This is a genomic window from Stenotrophomonas sp. PS02301, assembly GCF_029959485.1.
Classification (GTDB): Bacteria; Pseudomonadota; Gammaproteobacteria; order Xanthomonadales; family Xanthomonadaceae; genus Stenotrophomonas; species Stenotrophomonas maltophilia_Z.
This window is the reverse complement of the sequence record NZ_JASCOO010000005.1, coordinates 23,717-45,979: the sequence shown is the minus strand read 5'-3', so window position 1 is coordinate 45,979 and position 22,263 is coordinate 23,717. Positions and strand designations below refer to the sequence as shown.

18 protein-coding genes are annotated in these 22,263 nt (G+C 68.7%); all 18 read right to left on the bottom strand.

Annotated features, from left to right (window positions below):
* Nucleotides 1-69: 69 nt before the first annotated feature.
* The 18 genes from QMX81_RS02415 to gspG all read right to left on the bottom strand — a co-directional run bounded on the left by QMX81_RS02415 (nucleotide 70) and on the right by gspG (nucleotide 22,220).
* Nucleotides 70-4,551, bottom strand: a complete 4,482-nt coding sequence (locus QMX81_RS02415; protein ID WP_282258118.1) for a cellulose biosynthesis protein BcsC — start codon at nucleotides 4,549-4,551, stop codon at nucleotides 70-72.
* The gene (bcsZ, locus tag QMX81_RS02410) at nucleotides 4,533-5,693 is read right to left on the bottom strand and encodes a cellulose synthase complex periplasmic endoglucanase BcsZ (RefSeq protein WP_282258116.1); all 1,161 of its coding nucleotides are present in this window, start codon (nucleotides 5,691-5,693) and stop codon (nucleotides 4,533-4,535) included. The genes QMX81_RS02415 and bcsZ overlap by 19 nt, the downstream gene beginning before the upstream one ends.
* A gap of 2 nt (nucleotides 5,694-5,695) precedes the next feature.
* On the bottom strand, nucleotides 5,696-8,035 hold the full coding sequence (gene bcsB / locus QMX81_RS02405; RefSeq protein WP_193222790.1) for a cellulose biosynthesis cyclic di-GMP-binding regulatory protein BcsB: 2,340 nt from the start codon (nucleotides 8,033-8,035) through the stop codon (nucleotides 5,696-5,698).
* A complete protein-coding gene (gene bcsA, locus QMX81_RS02400; RefSeq protein ID WP_152152410.1) occupies nucleotides 8,032-10,182 on the bottom strand; it encodes a UDP-forming cellulose synthase catalytic subunit in 2,151 nt (716 codons plus the stop codon). Before bcsA ends, bcsB begins: the two co-directional genes overlap by 4 nt.
* Nucleotides 10,183-10,281: 99 nt before the next feature.
* Nucleotides 10,282-10,641, bottom strand: a complete 360-nt coding sequence (locus QMX81_RS02395; RefSeq protein WP_121042652.1) for a hypothetical protein — start codon at nucleotides 10,639-10,641, stop codon at nucleotides 10,282-10,284.
* Nucleotides 10,642-10,665: 24 nt separating this feature from the next.
* On the bottom strand, nucleotides 10,666-11,124 hold the full coding sequence (gene bcsD, locus QMX81_RS02390; RefSeq protein WP_226956620.1) for a cellulose biosynthesis protein BcsD: 459 nt from the start codon (nucleotides 11,122-11,124) through the stop codon (nucleotides 10,666-10,668).
* A gap of 299 nt (nucleotides 11,125-11,423) precedes the next feature.
* Nucleotides 11,424-12,602: a nicotinate phosphoribosyltransferase gene (gene pncB / locus QMX81_RS02385; RefSeq protein WP_121042648.1), complete on the bottom strand. Its 1,179-nt coding sequence runs from the start codon at nucleotides 12,600-12,602 to the stop codon at nucleotides 11,424-11,426.
* Between the two features lie 108 nt (nucleotides 12,603-12,710).
* Entirely contained in the window at nucleotides 12,711-13,547 is an 837-nt protein-coding gene (locus QMX81_RS02380) for a glycosyltransferase family 2 protein (RefSeq protein WP_152152412.1), read from the bottom strand.
* Nucleotides 13,544-14,410: a glycosyltransferase gene (locus QMX81_RS02375; RefSeq protein WP_282258103.1), complete on the bottom strand. Its 867-nt coding sequence runs from the start codon at nucleotides 14,408-14,410 to the stop codon at nucleotides 13,544-13,546. The genes QMX81_RS02380 and QMX81_RS02375 overlap by 4 nt, the downstream gene beginning before the upstream one ends.
* Before the next feature lie 114 nt (nucleotides 14,411-14,524).
* On the bottom strand, nucleotides 14,525-16,720 hold the full coding sequence (gene gspD, locus QMX81_RS02370) for a type II secretion system secretin GspD (protein WP_282258101.1): 2,196 nt from the start codon (nucleotides 16,718-16,720) through the stop codon (nucleotides 14,525-14,527).
* A 9-nt stretch (nucleotides 16,721-16,729) separates the two neighbouring features.
* Nucleotides 16,730-17,518 carry a general secretion pathway protein GspN gene (locus QMX81_RS02365; RefSeq protein WP_121042640.1) on the bottom strand — a complete coding sequence of 263 codons (789 nt, stop codon included), beginning with the start codon at nucleotides 17,516-17,518 and terminating at the stop codon, nucleotides 16,730-16,732.
* Nucleotides 17,508-18,257 (bottom strand): type II secretion system protein GspM, encoded by a 750-nt coding sequence (gene gspM / locus QMX81_RS02360; protein ID WP_152152466.1) that lies wholly within the window; start codon nucleotides 18,255-18,257, stop codon nucleotides 17,508-17,510. The genes QMX81_RS02365 and gspM overlap by 11 nt, the downstream gene beginning before the upstream one ends.
* Nucleotides 18,226-19,374, bottom strand: coding sequence for a PilN domain-containing protein (locus QMX81_RS02355; protein ID WP_121042636.1), 1,149 nt, complete (start codon nucleotides 19,372-19,374; stop codon nucleotides 18,226-18,228). The genes gspM and QMX81_RS02355 overlap by 32 nt, the downstream gene beginning before the upstream one ends.
* Nucleotides 19,371-20,234: a type II secretion system protein GspK gene (locus QMX81_RS02350; protein ID WP_282258090.1), complete on the bottom strand. Its 864-nt coding sequence runs from the start codon at nucleotides 20,232-20,234 to the stop codon at nucleotides 19,371-19,373. The genes QMX81_RS02355 and QMX81_RS02350 overlap by 4 nt, the downstream gene beginning before the upstream one ends.
* Complete coding sequence (locus QMX81_RS02345; RefSeq protein ID WP_282258223.1) at nucleotides 20,231-20,869, bottom strand: type II secretion system protein J; 639 nt, start codon at nucleotides 20,867-20,869, stop codon at nucleotides 20,231-20,233. Before QMX81_RS02345 ends, QMX81_RS02350 begins: the two co-directional genes overlap by 4 nt.
* Nucleotides 20,866-21,282 carry a prepilin-type N-terminal cleavage/methylation domain-containing protein gene (locus QMX81_RS02340; RefSeq protein ID WP_282258088.1) on the bottom strand — a complete coding sequence of 139 codons (417 nt, stop codon included), beginning with the start codon at nucleotides 21,280-21,282 and terminating at the stop codon, nucleotides 20,866-20,868. The genes QMX81_RS02345 and QMX81_RS02340 overlap by 4 nt, the downstream gene beginning before the upstream one ends.
* Complete coding sequence (locus QMX81_RS02335) at nucleotides 21,279-21,698, bottom strand: GspH/FimT family pseudopilin (RefSeq protein ID WP_226956624.1); 420 nt, start codon at nucleotides 21,696-21,698, stop codon at nucleotides 21,279-21,281. Before QMX81_RS02335 ends, QMX81_RS02340 begins: the two co-directional genes overlap by 4 nt.
* Before the next feature lie 90 nt (nucleotides 21,699-21,788).
* Complete coding sequence (gspG, locus tag QMX81_RS02330; protein ID WP_121042627.1) at nucleotides 21,789-22,220, bottom strand: type II secretion system major pseudopilin GspG; 432 nt, start codon at nucleotides 22,218-22,220, stop codon at nucleotides 21,789-21,791.
* Nucleotides 22,221-22,263 lie beyond the last annotated feature (43 nt).

The following is a 22,263-nucleotide window of genomic DNA, read 5'->3' as shown; positions in this document are numbered from 1 at the left end:
CCAAGCCTGCGGGACACCCGCGGCCAGGTAAAGCCTGGCAGCGGGCCGGTCATCAGCGCATGACGGCGATCATTCACCCGACGCGTACGGCGAACGCAGCGGCTGCGGCTGCTTGCCCAGCCCGGCGCCGAGGCGGTCGAGCAGGAAGCGCAGGTACAGGCTGGTGCCGAACTGCCGGTAGTCACGCGCGTTGTTGAACTCCATGCGCCCGCCCAGGAACAGCTGCGAGGACAGCTGCCATTCGGCCGCAGCGCTGAGGTTGTAGGACACACCGGTCTTGGTCTGGCCGGTGTAGACCGGATCGACATACTCGGTGGTCAGGCCCAGCAGCGCGGCCATCGAGGCGGCATCGTAGGCGGCCTGCTGCATCGCCGGATCGGTCGGGAAGTACGGCGCCGCCTCTTCCTTGAAGTGCTGCACGCCGACGCTGGTATCCAGCTGCCAGGCCACGCGGCCGCTGGCGGTGCGGCCGTTCCAGTGCACCGGGAAGCCGACATCCACATAACGCTGCGGGCTGAAGTAGCCGCCGTGGCCGTAGGTGAAGCCGCTGAGGTTGCGGTCGTACTGCATCGCGGTCAGGTTCAGGCCGGCGGTCAGCGATTGGTTGTCGGTTTCCAGCGCGTGTACGTACACGCCCACGCCGACTTCCTGGCGATCGTTGTCGGCCACGTTCTCGCCTTCCAGGCGGTGCCACGACGCACTGGCGTAGCCGCCCAACTGACCGTTGTCGACGGTCGCGGCGAGCTTGGCGCCGCTGGCGGTCACCCCGCCCCAGCGCAGCCCGTTGCGCCCGTCTTCCACCCCGGCGAAGGACAGCAGGCTGTCGGTCACGGCGCGGCGCGAGGCTTCGCCGGACCAGGTCAGCGCATCGCCGATCTGGCCGCGGTAGCCGATGCCACCGACGATCTGGGTGTCATCGAAGCCGAGCGGGGTGCTGCCGACATCGGCGCGGAAGCCACCGCGCTCGTAGCCGACCGAGACGCCGGCACCGCTGGCATCCTGGGAGCTCATGCGGCGCGCACCGGCGGCATTGGCCACCATCGCATAGAGCGTGTCCTGGAAGGCCTGCGGGGTCTGCGAACCGCCGCCGCCCTGGGACAGGGTCTTGAGCTGGGCCTGCTCGGCCGCGCTCAGCCCGCGCACCAGGCCGGCATTGCCCAACACCTGCGTGGCGATCTCGCTGATCGGCGTATTGGCCAGATCGCGGCTGAGGATGTAGCTGGGCAGCGGATCGGCGAACAGCAGCGCACGCGCGGCAGCCGCACGTTCGGCCTGCGTCAGCGAGCCATCGGTCTGGTTGAACAGTTCCTGGTAACGGCCGTTGTCCAGTGCGCGGTCGTAGATCAGATTGCGGGTCGCGTTGCTCTCGCCACGGGTCAGCAGGGTCTGGTAGAGCGACGAGCCGACCAGATCATCGACCGGCGTGCGATCAGCCGCCAGTGCGCCGGCCAGAGCCGCCTGCGGGCCACCGCCGAAACGGCTGGCACTGGTGTACTCGGGATCCGGGCGACCGGCATCGAGTACGGTCGGGGTGATGGCCACCTTGAGCTTGCCGTCGCCGACCGCGAACTGCCCTTCCAGCGGCACCTGCAGGTCATCGAGCTGGCCCATGCCGGCTTCGCCGGCGCGGGTGCGATACGCCGCGCCCACGGCCAGGCTGCTGCTGTTCTCGGCCTTGAGCGCGCGCAGTTCGTCGAGCACGCCGTTGCCGGTGGTGGCCGGCGGCAGCGGGCCAAGCGCGGTGTTGCGCGAGGCGCGCGGCGCACTCGCCTGGCCGGGCACCTGGCGCGAGCCGGGCACCGGCAACGGCAGGCCGACACCGCCGCTGGCCGCGGCCGTGGCCATGACCGGCTCCGGCAGGCCATCGGCATCGATCACCGGGGTGACGCTTGCCGGGCCCAGACTCATGCCCATCGCCGGACCGGCGTCCATCGGCAGCGGTTCGGCAGCCAGACGGGCAGTCGCGGCCGGCAATGGCAGCCCCCCGTCGCGCAGCGCTGCGGTACGGGTGCCACCGCCACGGTTGAGGCCAGCGAAGGGATTGAAGCTGCCACCGCCTGCCAGCATCGCGGTGCTGGCCTGCGGGTAGCCGTTGTCGAGCTGGCCACTGCCCTTCGCGGCAGCCGCCAGCGACGCGCGGAAGTAGCTTTCAGCACGGCGGTTCTTGCCGGCCGCGCGGTACACACGGCCGGCGGCCGCCAACACATCCGGCGATTCCGGCGCCTGCTTCAGCGCGCGCTCCAGATACTGTTCGGCCAGGTCCATGTCGCGCATCGCCGCGGCACTGCCGGCAGCGGCGACCATCGCATCCAGATCGCCCGGCGCCAACTGCAGCTGCTGCTGATACAGCGCCAGCGCCTGGCCGTTGTCGCCCGCGGCGGCGTACAGCCGTGCCAGCGCAGCGATGTTGCGCGGATCCTGCGGGCGCTCGGCCAAGGCCGGGGCCAGCACCGCATATGCACCTTCCAGATTGCCCAGCTCACGCAGCGCATCGACCTGGCGCAGCACGTAACCGCTGCGCAGATCGTTCAAGCGGGTCTGCTGGCTCGCCGAGAGCGGCACGTCGGCGAGCTGGCGCAGGATCGCGGCGACTTCGCCATCGCGACCGGCGCGCAACAGCACCGAGGCATATTCCAGGCGATTGTCGACGCTGGGCGAACCGCCTTCGATCAGGCGCTGCGCGAGCACGAGGGCGCGCTGCTGGCTGCCGATGTCGGCGTAGGCACCGGCCAACGCGGCCACGATGGACGGATTCTTGACCCGGTCGCCGAGTGCGGCTTCGGCGCGGGCCAGCAACAGCTGCGCTTCGCCACTGCGCTGGCGCTGCATGAGCGAGCGCGCCTGGGCGGCCTGCACCTGCACCCACGCGGTGTCATGCAGCGCAGTCATTTCAGAATCCCGCGAGGCGGTGGGAATGCGTTCGAGCAGCGCATAGGCCCGCGGCCAATCACTGCTTTCCTGGGCGAACAGGGCCTGCGCATACAGCGACGTTGCCGAGCTGTCGTCCAGCGCGCGCAGCCCTTCGATCACACCGTTGGCCTGATCCGGACGGCCCGCGCGCGTATACAGCCGCGCCAATTCCAGCCGCAGCCACGGATCGCGCGGCTGCACCAGCAGCGCGTCTTCCAATTCGATCTGCGCCATCTCGATGCTGCCCTCGGCCAGCGCCTGCTGCGCGCGGGCGCGGGCGAGGTTGGCACGCAGCACGGACTGGCCACCGGCGCTTTCCTGCTGGGCCGGGGTCAGCCGGTCGAACAACGCGGCCGCTTCATCGGCGCGGCCGAGACGGCCGAGCAGGCCGACCAGGCCCTGCAGCGCACCGGCGTTGCCGGCATCCAGTTCCAGTGCCTTGCGGTAGCTGCGTTCTGCCGCGGCCGGATCGCTGCCGCTCTGCAGGTCGGCCAGCGCGACGTAGCCGGCGGGCTCCTTGGGCTGCAGCGCGATGACCTGCTGCACACGGGCGATGGCATCGCCGCTGGGCTGGCGACGCACCTCCTGCAGGGTCAGCCAGTAGCGCGCGGCATCGGCCGCGCTGCGCCACTTGCCGTTGATCGCAGCCGCCGGGCGCAGCAGTTCATTGGCTTCGCCGAAACGTTCCTGGCGCAGACGTACCGAACCCAGACCGCCGAGTGCCTCGGCATCGCGCGGCCGCGCGCGCAGTACCTGCGCAAAGCGCGCTTCGGCCTGCGCCAGATTGTTGCCGTCCAGCGCGCGGAAGCCCTCGCCGAGCAGGCGCTGGTTCGGATCCTGCGGTACGGGACGGTTGGCCACGGCCTGCTCGCGCAGCTGCGCCTGCTTGGCCGCCACTTCACGATCATTCGGCACCACGTCCAGGAAGGCCTGGTACAGCCCGGCATCGGCGGTGGTGGCGTTGAGCCACAGCAGTGCCTGGCGCCAGGCCGCACGCGCGGGGCCGGCGGTGTCGGTGGCCTGGCTGAGCGTACGCAGCTGGGCGATGCCCTCGCGGCGGGTCGGCTCGCGGTAGGTCAGCACCTGGGCCAGTGCGAGCTTGGCCGGGTTGTTGCTGCCGGTGGCGATACGGCGCAGGCCATCGCGCGCGCGCGTCCAGCCTTCCGGCGTACCGGCCAGCACCTGGTAGTACTCCAGCGCCAGATCGTTGGGCGGGCCGCCCGCACCGAAGGCCTCGTCATAGGCGCGTACCGCCTCGACGTATCGACCGGCCGCCGCCGCACGGCGCGCGGTCTGCAGCTGGTTGCCACCGCCGCCGCCACCAAGCGCCATGCGCAGGCGCGTGGTCTGCGCCGAGGACGGGTGGCGTGCCTGCAGCTGCTGCAGCCGCTTCTGTGCCTCGGCACGGCGGCCCTGGTTGAGGTCGATCAGGCCCAGGCCGAGCAGTGCGTCGGCCTGGTTGGGATCGGTCGCCAGCAACTTGCGCCAGGCATCGGCCGCCAGATCTTCACGGCCCTGGTCCTGCCAGTAATTGCCCTGGCTGACCAGCTGCTGCGTCGAGGACGCGTTCTGCGCGAAGGCCGGCACGGTCAACACGCACAGGCCAACCAGGCAAAGGGGGGTCAGGGTCTTGCGGAACATGGCGAACTCCACGCGGGCAGCAGTCGCCCATCGGCAGAAAAACGGTAGCGGCGATCCATCCAGCCCTTGCCGAACAGCACCAGGGCACGATCGTAATAGTTGAGGGTGCCGGTCGGGATCCGCGCCAGCTGTGCCTTGGCCAGTGCAGGCTGGCCAAGCGCACTGAGATACGGCAGCAGTGCGGCGGCAAAGCCCGGCGAGGGTGCGCCGGTGCCGACCCCCAGACGCGTGTCGATCTTCTCGGCAAAGCCGGTCTGCGCGCGCAGCATCGACAGCGGGCCGGACAGGCCATCAAGCAAGCTGCGCCGCAGCGGATCGGCCGGGTCGGTCATCCCGGCCCAGAGATAGCAGCGGATGGCATCGTAGCTGCCGAGCGCGCCCTTGCCGGCGTCGACCACGAAGGCCTTGCCGTTCCAGGCAATCCAGTCCGGCGCGAACCCGACCGGGGCGCTGGCGCGGGTCATCGCCACGCTGCGCTCGGCCAGCCGCGCCCACGGGCCGCGTGCATCGACGGCGGCGAAGCGGCGCAGCACGAACAGCGGCAGGTAACTGGGGTTGAGCGTCCAGCGGTCGGCCTGCACGAAGCCGCGGTTGCCGGGCAGCAGCATCGGCCCGAATCCGGGCAGCTCGACGATTTCGGCCGTGCGCATCAGCGCGAGCGTCTGGCGCCCGGCCTCGACCAGGCCCGGGCGCTTCCACAGGCGGCCGGCTTCAAGCAGCGCATAAGCGATCCACAACTCGCCATCGGAGGCGGTGTTGGGGTCGAGCACGCGGAACTGGCCGTCGGCGGCCCGGCCCCACAGCCACGCCGGCAGATTGAGATCGGCGCGGCCGCGGCAGAGGTGGCGGCGGGTCCAGGCCAGAATGCGGTCGAACAGCACCGGATCGTTGTCGACCAGCGCGAAGAACAACCCGTAGGACTGCGATTCGGAGGTGCTGCGCAGGTCCGTGTTGAGGTGATCGACCACGCGCCCGTCGGGCTCGATGTGCCGATCCACGAACGTGCGCCACTCACGCCACGGCGTGCCACAGGCCTGCGCCCATGCGTTCAGCGGCAACGCGGCGGCAGCACCGGCTGCCGCGAGTGCCTGCAGAAAGCGGCGGCGCGCGAGCGCCGGCGCGGGGACGGACGTGTCGCGCATGCTCAGCCTGACAGCCCGATGCGGGACTTGGCGTTGCGCTTGAGCAGCCAGCGCGCGATCAGGGCCAACAGCAGGCAGGCCAGACCGACGAAGCCAGCCAACAGCAGCGGACTCTGCGAGAAGTACCAGCGCAGCCAGGTCAGCGGCGGCAGGTGGCCGACGTAATACGTCTGGTTGCCGGCCAGGCTGCGCACTTTGTCCTTCTGCAGCAGCACCACGCTGCCCTGGAAGTCACGCAGACGGTCCGGGTCGAACCACGCCTCGAACAGGCGGTTGACCTGCGCCGGATCATCGGCCATCACCGCGATCACGCTGCGCCCCTTGCGCAGGGGCGACTCGAAGCCCATCAGCACGACATCGCCAGCGTCCGGACGCACCGACACTTCGGCGGTGGTCGGCAGATCGGTGCGGCGCGCATCCGGCGACAGGAACGAGGGCATCCGCTCGAACACCCAGTCCGACAGCTGGAAACGGCGCGACTGCCCCGCCTCGCCGATCGGCAGGTGCGCGGCCCACTCGCCGAACAGCGGCTGGCTGCGACGCGACCCCAGCACCACCAGATCCTGGCCGGCGTGCTCGCCTACCTGGCCGGCAGCGATGATGCGGTTGCGCAGCGCCGGGTAACCGGTCGAGGCACCCATGCGGCCGAGCAGGGTCAGCACATTGCCGACGTCATCGGCGTTGGGGTTGTTGGGCAGCACCAGCACGGTCTCGGAAAGATCGGCCAGACGCGTGAACGGATAACCGGCATTTCCGAATGCGGCCAGGTTGGGCATCGCCATGTAATGGTCGAAGCCGCTCAGATCGATGCTGGTGTCGCCGTCGATCGCCGCGGACACATCCGGGAAGGTGTTCTTGCATTCGGCCGCCTGCGGGCGATCAAAGAAGAAGTGGAAGCGCAGCTGGCTGTTGGACGAGAACGGGCCGGTCGGCAGCATCACCTTCTGCTGGATCGGCATCACGCCCGGTGCCTTCATCTTGTTCCACAGCATCTCCGACACTGAGCGCGGTGCGGGGCGGCCGTTCAAGGGCAGCGTGGTGACGAAAGCATCGTTGATGCTGATGTTAAGCGCCGACTTGTTCGCGCCTTCCGGCAGCGTGTAGCGGTAGCGCAGATCCAGCGGGATGCCATCACGGCGCCACGTGAACAGATCCGGCGGCAGCTGCAGGCCGATCCGGATCAGGTCCGGGTGGTAACCGACCACATTCAACTCGCTGGTCTGCTGGACCAGTTCGGAGACTCGCACCGGGCGATCGCTGGGCACCCACTTTGGCGCGTCGTACGGCTTGCGCGGCGCGATCTCCTTGAAATCGCCGATGCTGGCGGTCGGTCCGGACAACGGCGTGCCCAGGGTCAGCGCGGTGGCCGCGATGCGCAGCTCACCGTCATCGCGGCCGAGCACCAGCAACAACTTGCCGTTGGCATCGTTCGGATTGGCGATCACGGCCAGGGTCGGCCCGCTGATGTCGGGCAGCACCAGGCCGGCCGGCGGGTTGCGCGGGGTGGCCACGACCACCGCATTGCCTTCCAGCGGCACGGTATCGATCGAGGCCGGGAACAGCGCACCGCGATAGCCGGCCAGCGCGCCGAACCACGAAGAGACGATACCGGCCGACTGCAGCAGCCCCTGCCCCGGCTGACCGGTGAACACGAACGGCAGTTCAAGCCGGTTGGTGTCACGGGCATCGAAGAACGGCACCGGCAGCAGCGACAGATCATTGGTCAGCTGCAGTGGCGCCCAGCCCAGTTCCAGATAGCTGCCGGCGTCGATGTTGGCCCACAGGCTGGTGTGGTCCGGATCCTCGCATTCGCGGGTGTAGTGGCCGATCAACTGCAGGTTGATGCGGTTGTAATCGATGATCATGCGCGGATCGATATCGATGTCGCGCTCGATCATCCGCCCGGCCTGCTCGACCGGCGTGGGCAACGTCGCCACGGTGACGTCGTTGACGGTGACCTTCAGGTGCGACAGATCCGGCAACAGCGCCGGTGAATAGCTGTATTTCAGATGCAGCGAGGCGCGATCGACCACCTGGTCGTTGCGCACCGAGAACGGCACGCCAGCGGTGCCCTGGATGCCGCGCAGGGTGATCTCGTAATCGATGCCGAGCTGCTTGAGCGTGGAGCGGCTCTGCCGCGAACCAGCCGCTGGCGCGGCAGGCGGCACGGGCACTGCCGGGGCGGCATCGGCGGGTGCAACGACGGGCGTGGCCGTTGCGGGAACCGCAGGATCCTGCGCGTAGACCGCGCCACACAGCAGGGTCAGGGTGAACGCCACCGCTGCGGCGGACGGACGCGGCACGCGCACCGGGCGGAACAGGGAACGGTCACGACGGGTCATGCGGAATCTCCGGTGCGCGGCGGGGTGGGGCCATCCTTGCGGCCTCCCGCAAGAACGAAACTGCCCAGGCGGTGGAAGCCGCGCATGCTGGCCTTGAGGACGTCGGTGGTGGAACGCAGGAACGTATCGCGGTCATGACGACCCCACAGCTTCACCCAGATGTCGGCACGGGCGAAGGTGGAGGTGACCAGCCAGCGTTCCTGCTCCAAGGTCAGCTCGCCGAACTGGATGCTGATGCCCTGGTCGTCGCGATCGTGCCGCACTTCGGCCGGCAGGCGCTCGCTGCGCTGGCGATGGGCCAGTTCAACCTCCACGTACGTACCCGGCTGCACGGGCTGGGACTGGTCCAGCCGCAGCGCCATGCCACCGGTGGAGAAGTTCAGCGTGCGGCACGGCAATGCCTGGCCATCGGGCAGGTGCAGGACTGCCCGCATGTTCAGCGGCACGCGGTGCGAGCGTCGGATCTGACGCTGTTCGCTGGAGGTGGCGATGACCGCGCCCAGCATGATCATGTTGTAGACGGTCCAGCCCAGGTTCAACCAGATCGTGTTGACCTCGCCGCTGGTATCGGCCATCACCATCCGCACGATGCCGGCCACCACGCCCAGCAGGTTCAACAACAGCAGCAACAGGTACGGGCGGGCGATCTGCGCATCGAAGTAGCTGCGCTGGACCAAGCCGCCCTTGGCGGTGACGTTGAACTTGCCCAGCTTGGGATTGATCACCGCCATCAGGGTCGGGCGCAGGATGTACCAGGCCAGCGTGGTCTCGTACACCTCGTTCCACAGCAGATGGCGATGCTTGCCCTGCACGCGCAGGTTGGTCAGGTTGGCCATCACGATGTGCGGCAGCGCGTAGGCCAGGATCATCAGCGCCGAGGCGTGGATGACGTGGGCGCCGAAGAACAGGAAGGCCAGCGGCGCGGTCAGGAAGATGATCCGTGGCAGACCATAGAAGAAGTGCAGCATCGCGTTGGTGTAGCAGATGCGCTGCATCAGGCTCAACCCCTTGGCGAACATGGGGTTGTCCACCCGCAGGATCTGCGCCATGCCACGGGCCCAGCGGATGCGCTGGCCGACGTGTGCCGACAGGCTCTCGGTAGCCAGGCCGGCCGCCTGCGGCACCGGGATGTAGGCACTGCGGTATCCGGCACGGTGCAGACGGATCGCGGTGTGCGCATCCTCGGTGACGGTTTCGATGGCCACGCCACCCACTTCCTCCAGCGGGCCGCGCTTGATCACTGCGCAGGAGCCACAGAAGAAGGTCGCGTTCCACTGGTCGTTGCCATCCTGCAGCAAGCCGTAGAACAGCTCGCCTTCGTTGGGCACGCGCCCGAAGTTGCCCAGGTTGCGCTCGAACGGATCGGCCGAGAAGAAGTAGTGGGGCGTCTGCACCACGGCCATCTTCTCGTCGAACAGGAACCAGCCCATCGACATCTGCAGGAACGAGCGGGTCGGCATGTGGTCGCAATCGAAGATGGCCACGTATTCGCCCGTGGTCTTCTTCAGCGCCGCATTGATGTTGCCGGCCTTGGCGTGGCTGTTGTTGGTCCGGGTGATGTACTGCACCCCGACCTCCTCGCAGAATTCACGGAATTCCTCGCGGCGGCCATCATCGAGCAGGTAGATGTTGAGCTTGTCCGCCGGCCAGTCCAGCACGGTGGCCGCCAGCACGGTGGTGCGTACCACCGACAGCGGCTCGTTGTAGGTCGGGATGAGCACATCCACGGTGGGCCACAGCGACTGGTCTTCGGGCAACGGCATCGGCTTGCGATGCAGCGGCCAGGCCACCTGGAAGTAGCCCAGCACCAGCACGATGAACGAGTACACCTCGGCGGCCACCAGGCCCAGGCCCAGAGTGAGATCGACGAAGCTGCTCATGCCCATCGTGTCGGTCAGGCGCCAGTACATGTAGCGCGTGGACATCACCAGCGACAGGCCCATCAACACCAGCGGAATCAACCGGCTCTCGCGATTGCGCAGGCACAGGGCGATCAGGAACACCACGGCCGAGAACAGGAACTGCTGACCGATCTCCATGGGCACGGTGATCACGAAGGCCAGCAGCATGGCGCCGCCGACCACCAGCGCAAGCAGCGCCAAGCGGGCCAGAACGGCATCCCCTCTCGGGGTGGAAGTTTTGCTCATGATGTTCCCCAACACGGCCGCACGCAGCGGCATCCCCTTGCATCAGCCGGCACTCCCGCCCCACCCCGAAGGGCGCGGCGAGCGATCACCGGCTACGTTTCACGCCCCGCGCAGCCGGCTCAGCGGGCTGTGCCCCGGCGTCGCGCTACGCGCACCGGCCAGTCGCTGGAACAGCTGTTCCAGCGGTGTTTTCTGTGCCGGTGCGGCACTGGCCGGCGTCTCCACCGGAGCAGTCTGGGCAGGCGCGATCACCGCTGCGGCATTGGGCACCGGCGGCAGGACCACGGCCGGAATCGGCGGCGGCACCTCGTCGCGCGGCTTGGCTACCGTGCTGACGCGGGACTGGCTATGAGAGAAATCCCGGTAAGCACGCGTGTCATCGCGGTCCCCCAGGCGGTTGAAGAGACCGGCCACGTCGTCGTGGCTCTCTGAATCGGCAGGTTGCTGAAGCTTGCTCATGGCACCATCGAAAGGGGGAGAGATTCAGAACACACGCGACAGCGTGTACGTGGCTACATCGGGATGGTCGCTCTGCAGATAGCGCACATCCAGCACCGACATCATCCCGGCGGCGCGGAACCACTGCCGGTACACACCTTCGAGAAACCCGGTCTCCCACCCGGCGCGGGTGCCGAGCACCGCCGACAACGGCGACGCCGCGTGATGGATGCGCACCTGTTCGGGCGCTTCCTCGAACACGACCTGTCCCCACTCCGTCGACGACCACACGGCGTTGGCCGCATGCTGCAGTTCGTCCAGCGTGGCGACCGCCGGCAGTGCGTGGTCACGGCCGAAGCGCTCACCGATACGCGCCATCAGCCGGGCCAGTTCGGCATCGGGCAACGCGCTGTCGAACTCTTCACAGAGCGCGAGCAGGAAGCCGCGCCACTGAGTAGAGCACGCATGGGCACGGTAGTAATCAAGCAATGCTGATGAATTCATCTGAAAAGCCTAGACGAACCACGATGCAGAGGCGGTATACGGGCAATTACCGGCATCGATGTCGGTCAAAAGTGTGAACTACGCCTCACAATATTGTGGCACATCTGGCTTTCCTGCATAGCAAGCGCGCTGCGTCGTTTCCTGACGCGCCGCGTCACCCGCGGCGGCCGGGCTGAACGGAAACGTGGGATACCCGACGCGCCGGGCGGCCGTGAGGGCAATCACAGGTCTGGGATGCCCCCGGCCGACCCTCCCGAAAAGTGTGACACCACGGCGGGGCGACCGCCGAGCCGGAGCACTCAGCCCTCGGCCGGCAACTCGAACACCTGGCGCAGATACGCCAGATACCCCGGGTCATCACACATGCTCTTGCCCGGCGAATCGCTCAGCTTGGCGACCGGCTGGCCGTTGCAGCGGACCATCTTGATGACGATGTTGAGCGGGGTCGGGCCCAGGTCGTTGGTCAGGTGCGTGCCGACCCCGAAGGCCACCTGGCAGCGGCCGCGGAAGTAATCAAACAGCTGCATCACCTTTTCGATGTTCAGCCCGTCGCTGAAGACCAGCACCTTGCTGCGTGGATCCACCCGGCGGCTTTCAAAGTGGGCCAGCATGCGGTCGCCCCAGGTGAAGGGATCCCCGGAATCGTGGCGGACGCCGTCGAACAGCTTGCAGAAGTACATATCGAAGTCGCGCAGGAAGGCCTCCAGCCCGACCACGTCCGACAGCGCGATACCCAGATCGCCGCGGTACTCGCGTGCCCAGGATTCCAGCGCGGCCACCTGCGAGTCACGCAGGCGCGGGCCGAGTGCCTGGAAGGCCTGCAGGTACTCATGGGCCATCGTGCCGTGCGGGGTCATGCCGTAGAGCCGGGCGAAATGCACGTTGCTGGTGCCCACGAACTGCGCACCGAGCGCGTCGCGCAGCATCGGCAGCATCCGCCCGTGCCACTCACGCGAGTAACGGCGGCGGCTGCCGTAATCGGCGATCCGGCACAGCTCGAAGCCGGGGGTATCGCGCAGCAGCGCGGTCTTGGCCTGCAGGCGGCGCTCGCCCTCGCTGAAATCCGAGTCGGTGGTGTTGCGGAACCAGACCTCGTTGATGATCGCCAGCAGCGGGACTTCGAACAGGATGGTGTGCAGCCAGGGCCCGGTGATGTCCAGATCGATCTCACCGGGCACGGTGGTCGAGGGGCGCAGCGCGATGTACTTGCGGTCCAGGTGGAACAGGCCGAGGAAATCGGCGAAATCCGGTTTGACGAAGCGCAGGCCGCGCACGTAGTCCAGCTCTTCGGCGCTGAAGCGCAGGCTGCACAGGTGGTCGATCTCGGCGTTGATCTGGTCGATGAACTGCGCCAGGTCGATGCCCGGGGTCCGGCACTTGAACCGGTACTGCACCTGCGCGCCGGGGTACTGATGCAGCACCGCCTGCATCATGGTGAACTTGTACAGGTCGGTGTCGAGCAGGGACTGGATGATCATGCTGGAGATTATGCGCCTGCCACCGTGCCCGACCAACGGCCAGTGCCCTCAGCGTGGAATGCGTTCACGGCACGTATCGCCCCGGTGCCGAAGTGGGTGCGCGGATGCTCACCGGCGGCGGAGCAGTCGCGGGACCTGCACCAGCGCATGCGCCCAGATCGCGCCCCACACCGCGCAGCGCACCGGCCAGGCACGTTGCGGCGCCTCGAATTTCCGGAAGTACCGCCACAGCCCGCGGTGCTTGTGCCATTCCACGAAGAACGGCCGTGAGCGGCTGGAGACACCGCGCACATGGGTGACCTGCAGGTCGTTGGCGATCGCGATCACCGCGCCGGCGTCGCGTGCGCGCCGGCACAGGTCCAGGTCCTCGGCGTGCAGGCGGTAGCCCGCATCCCAGCCGCCGATCCGCTCGAACAGGGCGCGCGGCATCAGCAGCAATGCGCCGGACAGGGCCGGCACCACCTGCAGCGGCTGGCTGCGGTCGACCGGGATCGCCAGCTTGCCGCCCTGCCCGGGGTTGCGCAGCATCGCGGCGAAATCCGGATCACGGCGGCGCACCGCAGCGTCCGGCAGGCCCTCCTCGTCCACCTGCTCGACCCCCAGCAGACAGTCACCCAGCGGCAGCGCGCGTGCGCGCAGTTGGGCCAGGGTCTCCGGGCCGACCATCAGATCCGGGTTGATGAAGGCCAGCCAGGGTGCCTGGCTGTCGGCCACGCCCTGGTTGTTGGCGGCGGCAAAGCCGGGGTTGTCCGGATTGGCGATGAAGCGCACCCGCGGATCGGCGCTGGCATGGCGCTGCACGATCTCCAGGGTGCCGTCGGTGGAATCGTTGTCGACCACGCGGATTTCGGCGATGTCGCGCGCCTCGCGCAGGCGCAGCAGGCAGGCGTCCAGCGTGCTGGCGCTCTGGTAGCTGACGATGATGGCGGCGATGGCAGGGCTCAAACGGGCGACTCCGGGGCGGCAATGACAGGCGGCGCGAACAGATCGCCCTGCGCCTTGGGCATTATCGCCTGCCGGTGCTGCTGCTGCAGGTCGTGGCGTGCCTGCTGCAGTGGATCAGCCATCAGAAAGCCGGCCAGCCGCGGCGACCAGGCCGGCCAGCGCGTCGCCAACGCCTCCATGTCGCCCTCGCCGGTCACGCCCTCAGCCACGCGGGCGACGAAGGCGGTCTCGCACAGCGCGTTGCGCCAGCCGAGCCCGGCCATGCGCAGGCTGAGGTCGATCAGCGCCGCATTCCACGACGCGTAGCTGTGCATGTCCAGCCCGCCGGCCTTGCGCCGGGCGTTGCCGCGCAACAACACGGCGTGCGTCACCGCCGAGGGAAGCTCGGGATGCAGCGGCGGCATCGCCGCGCAGGCCTGGGCCAGCGGGGCCAGATCCAGATCGTCCGGCAGCGGATTGATCTCGCCCAGACGCGGCCAGGCGGCCGTCTCACCGGCGTTGCACCACGGCGTGGTCGAGCCGATCGAGGCATCGCGGGCCAGGCAGGCTTCCAACTGCTGCAACCAACCCGGTGCCGGGATCGCATCCGGGGCGAGCACCACCACATCGGCGCCGGTACACGCTGCGAGCATTTCATCCAGATGGGCGACTTCGCCGATCGCGCGGGCGCGGCGGGTGTACTCGGCCTGCAGCGGCGTCTGTGCAAGCCAATGTTCGATCACGGCCTGGGCCCGCGGGCCGGCCTGGCCATCGTCGGCCAGCCAGATCGCGGTGCCTGGCGCGGTGCCAGCATCGAGCGCGGCCAGGCAGCGGTCCAGCGCGGCATCGTCGACCCCGATCGGCAACAGGATGACCGTGCTCATGCCGACCTCTGCGTGCTGCCGTCTTCGCCGTGTCGCTGTGTCATCGCAGGCTCCCTTGGGCGCGGCCAGCGTAACAAGATCGGCCCCTGCGATGACAGCAGGGGCCTGGCATCGCTAGCGCTTGCCCTTGCGCTCGGGGAACGGCTCCATCGCACGGAAGCGGCTGCTGTACTCGTCGGTCAGGTTCCGCGACTCCTGCGCGTTGCGCACGATGGTCGGAGTCAGCAGCACGATCACTTCGGAGCGTTCGGACTTCAACGTCTTCCGGCCAAACAGCGCACCGATCACCGGCAGCTTGCTCAGGCCCGGTACGCCGCTGGAACCGTCTTCGCCGGAATCGGTGATCAGGCCGGCGAGCATGATGGTGTCACCGCTCTGCACCGCCGCTTCGGTGGAAATCTTGCGGGTATTGATCGGCGGGTTGCAGGTGGTGCGGGCCGGGTCGCAGCCACTGGGGATCGCGCCGGCCGAGCTGACCTCCTGCACGATGTCCAGGAACACCACGCCATCGCGGGTGATCCGCGGGCGCACTTTGAGGATCACGCCGGTATCCAGGTACTGGACCTGGCTGTAGGTGTTGTCGCCGCCCACGCCGGTATTGACCGATACCGAGTTGATCGGAATCTGGGTGCCCACGTTGAGGGTGGCTTCGGCGTTGTTGCGCACGAACAGCGAGGGGGTCTGCAGCAGGCGCAGGTTGCTGACCTTATCCAGCGCGCTGACCACCGCGGCGGCGTTCTTGCCGAGGAAGGTCCAGCCGACCCCATCACTGCCAACCGAGCCGGAGATGCTGCCCCAGATCGAACGGCCAAGCGCGCTGGGCAGGTCGATGCCGCTCTCGGTCTTGCCGGTGGCCACGGCCTGCTCGAAGAACCAGTTCACGCCATAGCTGAGGTCACCGGTCAGCGCGACCTCGGCCACCTGCGCTTCGATGTGGACCTGCATCGGCATCACGTCGAGCTTTTCGATCACTTCGCGGATCGAGCGCCAGGCCTGCGGGGTGGAGCGCACCAGCAAGGTGTTGGTTTCCTCCACCGCCGACACGCCGACCGTATCGCCCTGCACTTCCAGGCTGAAGCTGGCGTTGCCGGACTGACGCTGCGGCAGGTTCATCGTGCCATCGCCCAACCCGCCGCGGCTGCCGCCGTTGCTGCTGCCGGTGTTGGAGAAATTGCTGTTGCTGTTGCCATCGCGGCTGCCGAGGTCCATCGGCGACGCGCCCGGCGCCAGCGAACTGCTGCCACGGCCGCTGCGGCCGTTCTCGTTGGCGAAGGCCTCGGCCAGGCGCTCGGCCAGGTCCTTGGCCTTGACGTAACGCAGCTCGTAGGAGAACAGCCGCGCGCTGCCACCGGCGGTATCGATGCGGTCCAGCCATTGCTGGATCTGATCGAGATAGCGCGCCTGCGGGGTGATCACCAGTACCGCGTTGGCATTCTCCAGCGGCAGGAAGCGGAACATGCCGGCGCTGGGAGTCTTGCTTTCCTCGCCGAACACCTTCTCCAGATCGGCGGCCACCTGCTCGGCCTTGCCGGACTGGATCGGGAACACGCCCACGGACATGCCCGAGAGCCAGTCCACGTCGAAGATCTCCACCGTGCGCAGGTAGTTTTCCAGCTCGCTGCGGGTGCCACCGAGGGTGATCACGTTGCGGCCGTTGTCGACGTTGACGATCGCGTTCGGGCGCGCGTACGGCTCCAGCACTTTCTTCATCTCGGTGGCGGAGATGTACTGCAGCGGCACCACGCGCACTTCGAAGCCACGCGCATTGGCCGGCGAGGCGGTGCTGGGTGACACAGTGCCCGCCAGCGCCTGATCGGCGGCCACGATGTTGTAGCGGCCTGCGCTATAGACCATGCGTGCGTTGTTCCAGCCCAGCACCATTTCCAGCAGGTTCAAGGCCTGCGCCGAGGACACCGGCTTGGGCGTGGCCAGGGTCACGGTCCCTTGCACGCCCGGCGCGATCACGTAGTTCTGGCCGAGGAAGTCGCCGAGGATCGCCTTGACCACGGCGTGCACCGATTCGCCTTCGAAGTTGAAGGTCGCATTGCCGGTGGAGGCATTGCCCAGCGATGGCTGCGGCGCGGCGGCGGCGCTGCGGTTGATCATCGTGCCGGTGCCGCGGCGGATCACCGCCTGCGGTGCACTGCTGGTTCCCAGTGGCTCGGCATCGACGCCTGCGTGGGATCCATCGCCGGCGACCACCTGGTGGCTGTCGAGGACCGCATCGCGGCGCACCTCCGGCGCGGGCACGGTGGTGCAGCCCACCAGCAGGGCGACAAGGAAAGACACGGGGAAAAGGCGCAGGGTCATGCTGTCACTCTAAGGGTTGTGGCCGGAGCCGCCCGCGGGCGGTTGCTGCGACTGCTGTTGCTGTTGTTGCTGCAATTGCTGGCGGCGCGCCTGGATGCGCTCGCGGATCGCCTTCATCTGGTCTTCGCTGGGGCCCTGCGCGTTCTGCGCGGGGGCCGCCGCATTCGAGGGCGTTCCTGCCTGCGGCGCAGGGGGTGCAGCCGGCGGTGGTGCGGGCACCGGGGCGGCTGCGCCATTGATCGGGCGGGCCCCGGTACCGGCCGGTGGAACCGTGGTGAGCTGTGGGCTGCCCAGTACCGTCGGCGGTTCGCCGCCCTGGCCGTTGAACACCGGCAGTTCCAGCGTCTGGGTGCCACCCGGCCCGCTGACCGTGGCCCGGCGTGGTTCCAGCGCCAGCAGCTGCCAGCCGTTCACCGCCTCACCGTTCAAGCGCAACCGCAGCGACTGGCGCTGATCGGTGGTCAGGATGGCCATGGCGAAGTCAGGCGTGAGCAGTACGCCGGTCAACGAGACGCTGCTGGCGGTGCCCTGCTCGGTGCCGCCGAGCAGATACGGGCGCGGCTGCCGGTCTTCGGCGAACAGCGGCCGCGTACCGATCTGCGCATAGGTGCTGGCCGAGGCCATGCGCTCCGGCGCGGCCGGTGCCAGCTGCGGCAACGGCGCGGGGCCGATATCGCCATCCGTGGCCGGCGCGATACGGCTGCCCAGCCCGAACAGCGTGGCGATCCAGATCGCCAGTGCCCACAGCGCGATGCCCCCCAGCCACCAAGTGCGCAGGCCGGCTGCCTCAAGCTTCATGCTCAACCTCCTCCGCAGCGTCCGATACCGGCGCGGGTTCGGCCGCATCGCTGGGCAGGGCCGCACCTGGGTCAGCGTTCTGCCCAGCGTCCTGTCCCGCCGGCAGCGGAAGGGGTGCCGGCGCAGGCGCACCGGGCTCCAGTGCGGCGCCCGGGCGCAGATAGCCGACCAGTTCGAACGACACGTCCAGGCCGGTGCCGGTTTCACTTGGCGATTGCTGGAAGCGCTGCGCCAGCAGATTGAGGTTGTCCACGAACAGGCGCGGTGTCCCCGTCTCCAGCGTGTGCAGCACGGCGGCCATCTCCGGCACGCCGCACCGCAGGCGCACCTGCAGGGCCACGCGCGGGAAGGCCGGTTCGCGACTGGCATCAGGCAGTGGCGTGCGATTGCTGATCGTGCAGCTGCGATTGCCCGGGCTGGCGGAGGCCACCGCATCCTGCAGGCGGCTGGAAAGCGCGGCAGCGGCCGATTCGGCCGTGGCCTCGCGCAGGAAGCCGGGGCGGCCTTCGAGCGCCGCCTGCACCTCGCCCAGCTGGGTGGCGATCTGGCCGCGCTGGGCCAACTGCGCCTCCACGCGCTGCTGGCGCTCCTGCACGGCAGTGATGTCGGCGTTGATCGCCAGCAACGGGCGGGTCAACCACGGATGCACCAGCAGCAGGTAGGCCACGGCGATCACCGCCAACAGCAGCCCCAGTGCCAGCCAGCGATCACGGCGCGTCGGGTGTGCTGCCATCGGCAACCTCCTTGGCAGGCGGTGTCGCACCAGGCAGCGGCTGCAGCTCGGCAGTCAGCGTGAAACGGTCGCGGCCGCTGGTCGCCCCATCGGCCTGCAGCACGCCGGTCAGGTTGACCTTGCGCCATAGCGGCGAGTCCTGCAGCAGCGGCACCAGTTGCGAGGCTTCGCGGCTGAGCCCGATCAACTGCAGCGTGCTGCCTTCGATCGACATCTTTTCCAGATACGTGCCATCGGGCAGCAGGCGGGTAAGCTCATTCCAGATCTCCACCGTGCTCGCATGCTCGGCACGCTTGCCCTCCAGGAACGCGGCGCCTTCGACCAGACGCTGCAGTTGCTGCCGTTCGGCGGCAACCCGACGCGCATCACGCGCGGCGGCATCGACCTGCTCACGCAACTGGTCCGCCGCGGCCTGGCGATTGTCGATCAGCTGATGGCCGGCCAGCGCAAGCAGCACGATCGCGCCCACGGCCAGGAGCCCGTTCCAGCGCGCCATCGGGTCGCGATACGGCTGCCGCTGCGCGACCGGCAGCAGATTGACATCCAGCGGCTGGCCAGTGGCATCCACCGCATCGATGCCGGCCACGGCCTGCGCCCACGGCCCGGCCTGCTGCGCCCACTGCTCCAGCTGCACGCGCGGGATCACCACCAGCTCCACCTGCAACTGGCCATCCGGCAGCGCCCCCAGCTCGCGCACGTCGTAGCTGACCTGGCTGGCATCGAAGGGGGTCTGCCGATCAATTTCAAAACCGACCACATCGCGCAGCCGCTCCGCGGCCGCGGCGGGCAGCCGCAGCGGGCGCCGCAACACGCTGCCGGCAGGCAGCAACCAATGCCGCGGCAAGCTGCGCAGGCGCGCATCCAGCACGGTATCCAGGGTGGCCGGCGATACCGGCCAAGGCAGCTCGGCGATCGCCTCGATCTGCTCGCCCGTCTGGCGTTGCAGGCGCAACACCTCACCATCGCGCTGCAACAGCAGCCGCGAGCGCGACCAGCCCATCGCCCATTGCCACCGCACCGGCAGCCAGGCCAGCAAGGACTGCCGCCACCAGCGCAGGCTGCTGCCCACGCCAGGCGACAAGCGCCCGCGGGCCCGCACCAGACTGTCACGCCATGCCGTCATCTTGCTGCCATTCCCTGTTCCCAGCGAAGTACTGTGTATGCCGTTCCCGGCGTGCCTGCCGACCCCGTCCTCACCACGGCGCGCAGTACCGATATCCGGCCGCGTTCGTCCGTGGCGCGACTCTCGATACTATAGGTGCCGCTGCCACCTGCAAGCGGTGCGGCAGGCAATCCGGCCTGATCGCCCGTCGCCGCACGTTCCCGCTCGGCCAGCAGGCGTTCGGCATCCAGCCCCAGCGCGGTCAATACCGGGCCGGCTGCAAAACGCGGGTCGGGCCGCGCCTGGCGGCTGTACAGGGTCAGCATCGGCTCGATCCGCGCATACAGGTCCGCATCCATCCCCAGCACGCGCTGCAGCTCGCCCACGGTCTCGAAGCGCGCGTTGCGTGCGCCATAGGGCAGGCCGGCCGCGACGTAGTCCGGCGTCTCCGCGCCGCCACCGGGCTGTTTGAGGCTGTCGGCATCGCGCCAGTCGACGATGGCGCCGGCCAGCTGCTGGGCCCTCCCCGGCGCCTCTCCCATCGCACGCAGGAAAGCAGCGAGGAAGCTGGCATCGGCCAGATTCAGGTTCACCTTGCCGTTCTCATCGAGGATCGCCAGGTCGATCCGGCGGTCGTCGAAGGTCCAGCGGTAGCGGCGACCGTCAGCCACCCACGCCGGCTGACTGGCGCGGGGCTGCAGACGATGCAGGGCATATTCGAGCCCCGCGCGCGCGTACTCCTGGCCGATGGCGTCGTCGCCGATCACGCGCTGCTGCATGTGCTCCACGCGCGCGCTCAGCGCGAATGCGCCGATCACCGCCGTGAGCAGCGCGATCAACCACAGCACCAGCACCAGCGCGGCACCGCGCGCCGGCCTCATCGGCGATCCCCGCGCGGCGGCGGGAGCGCTGCGATCATCGGTGGCCACGCCGGCCCCTGCAGCGGTGCGATCTCGATCGACACCAGCAGCGGCAGCCGCCGGGTATCGTCCCAGCGGTCCAGCCACGGCGTGAGCTGGCCGGTGCGTGGATCGGTGCCGCGATAGCGGAAGCGCACCTCGCGCAATTGATCGGCCAGCATCTCCGGCGGGCGCGGCGGGTCTTCTTCGATCGCCTCGCCGTTCTGCAGCAGGGTCAGCCCGATCTCCAGATGGTCCTGCCCACCCGCACGACGGACCTGCAGCTCATACGCATACGGCCCGCCCCGGCCGAGGTAGCCGGGCAGATCGGAGACGAACAGCATCCGCTGCGGCTCGCCAATGAAGTACACCGGGTCACGGGTGGGATCCGGGGGCGAGGTCGCGATGACCAGCGCGGTGGACAGGCGACGCCGCAGAAAGCCTTCGACCGCGCGCATGCGCTCGTTCTGGGCGGCCATGCGCTCGCCGCGCTGGCTGATTGCCATGGCCGAGCGCACGGTGGCGAAGGCCAGCGCCAGGCCGCCGACCAGCAGCGCGGTCGCCAGCAGGATTTCGATAAGGGTGAAGCCGCGGGCGCGGCGCGCGCGCAGCGTCATCGCGGTGCGCCCGTTACCGGCGGCAACAAGCGCAGGCTGCGCCATTGCAACTGCTCGCCGTTGCCTTCGCCCCAGCGCACCTGCAGGGTGATCTGCGCCAGGGTCGGGCCGCCGACATCGGTGGTCACCGGCGCGGTGGTCGTGCGCGGCTCCGCGTACGGTTCCACCTGCAATCGCCAGCGGTACCTGCCCTGCTCCCACTCGCCCTGCGTGCTGCCTTCCTGAAGCGGCGTCTCCACGCCCGTGCTGGCCAGCAGCGACTGCGCATACAGCGTGGCCCTGCTGCGCACGTCGGCCTGACCGACCTGACGGGCCGCACCGGACAGGCTGCCCAGCAGCAGGGTCAACGCCAACGCCAGCAGCGCAAAGGCGATGATCACCTCCAGCAGTGAATAGCCGCGCTGACGCTTCATCCGCCCTCCCGGCGCGGGCCGGCACGGACTTCGCCGGTGATCCAGCCGACGTGGATCTCCCACACCGCGCCGCGCGTGCTGAGGTCGATGCTGCCGCCACTGGCCGCGCCGTCGGCGAAGAAGGCGATGCTGCCCTGCCCCGGCGCGGTGCTGAGCTGGCTCGCCCCGCGGAAGCGGACGTCCAGCGCGGCGGGAATCTGGCCGTGACGACCATTGGCCGCCTGCCACGTCCGCGCACGTGGGTCGATCACGAAGCGCTGCGTCTGGCCGGTAGCGATGGCCTGCGTGCGGGTGTAGCGCAGCTGGGTGGCGATCTCCTTGCCGGCATTGCGCAGCCGCAGGCCATCGATGCCACCGTTCATCGCGGTGGCGGTGACCACGCCGATGATCGCGATCAGGGCGACCACCAGCAGCATCTCCAGCAGCGACAGACCGCGTGCACGGCTGCCCGCGGGCACGCGATGCGGCGGTCTGATCGACACGGGCCACGGCGCTCCCAATGCCGATTACTCGTACCGGATGTCCGCGTCGTAACTGCTGCCACCCACCTTGCCGTCCTTGCCCAGGCTGATCAGGTCGTACGGCTGGCCCTCGCCCGGCACGCGGTACTCCAGTGCATGACCCCACGGGTCATTGAGGTCGGCCGGCTTGGCGTACGGGCCGAGCCAACCCGCGCTGCCGCCGGGCTGGGTGACCAGATCATCCAGTTTGGCCGGCAGCTTGCCGGTATCGAGCTGGTAGTTGTCGATCTTGCCGGCCATGGTCTGCACCTGCGCCTTGGCGATGTTGGCCTTGCCACGATCGGCACCGCCGAGCACGCGGCTGCCGACCAGGGTCAGCACCGCCCCGATCAACACGATCACGATGATGATTTCCAACAGGCTCATGCCGGACTGGTGGCGCGCGGAAGAAAAGCGGGTCAGGCGACGGCGTTGCATATGGCAGGCTCCTTGCATCGAATCGTTGGGGTATTCACCAGCG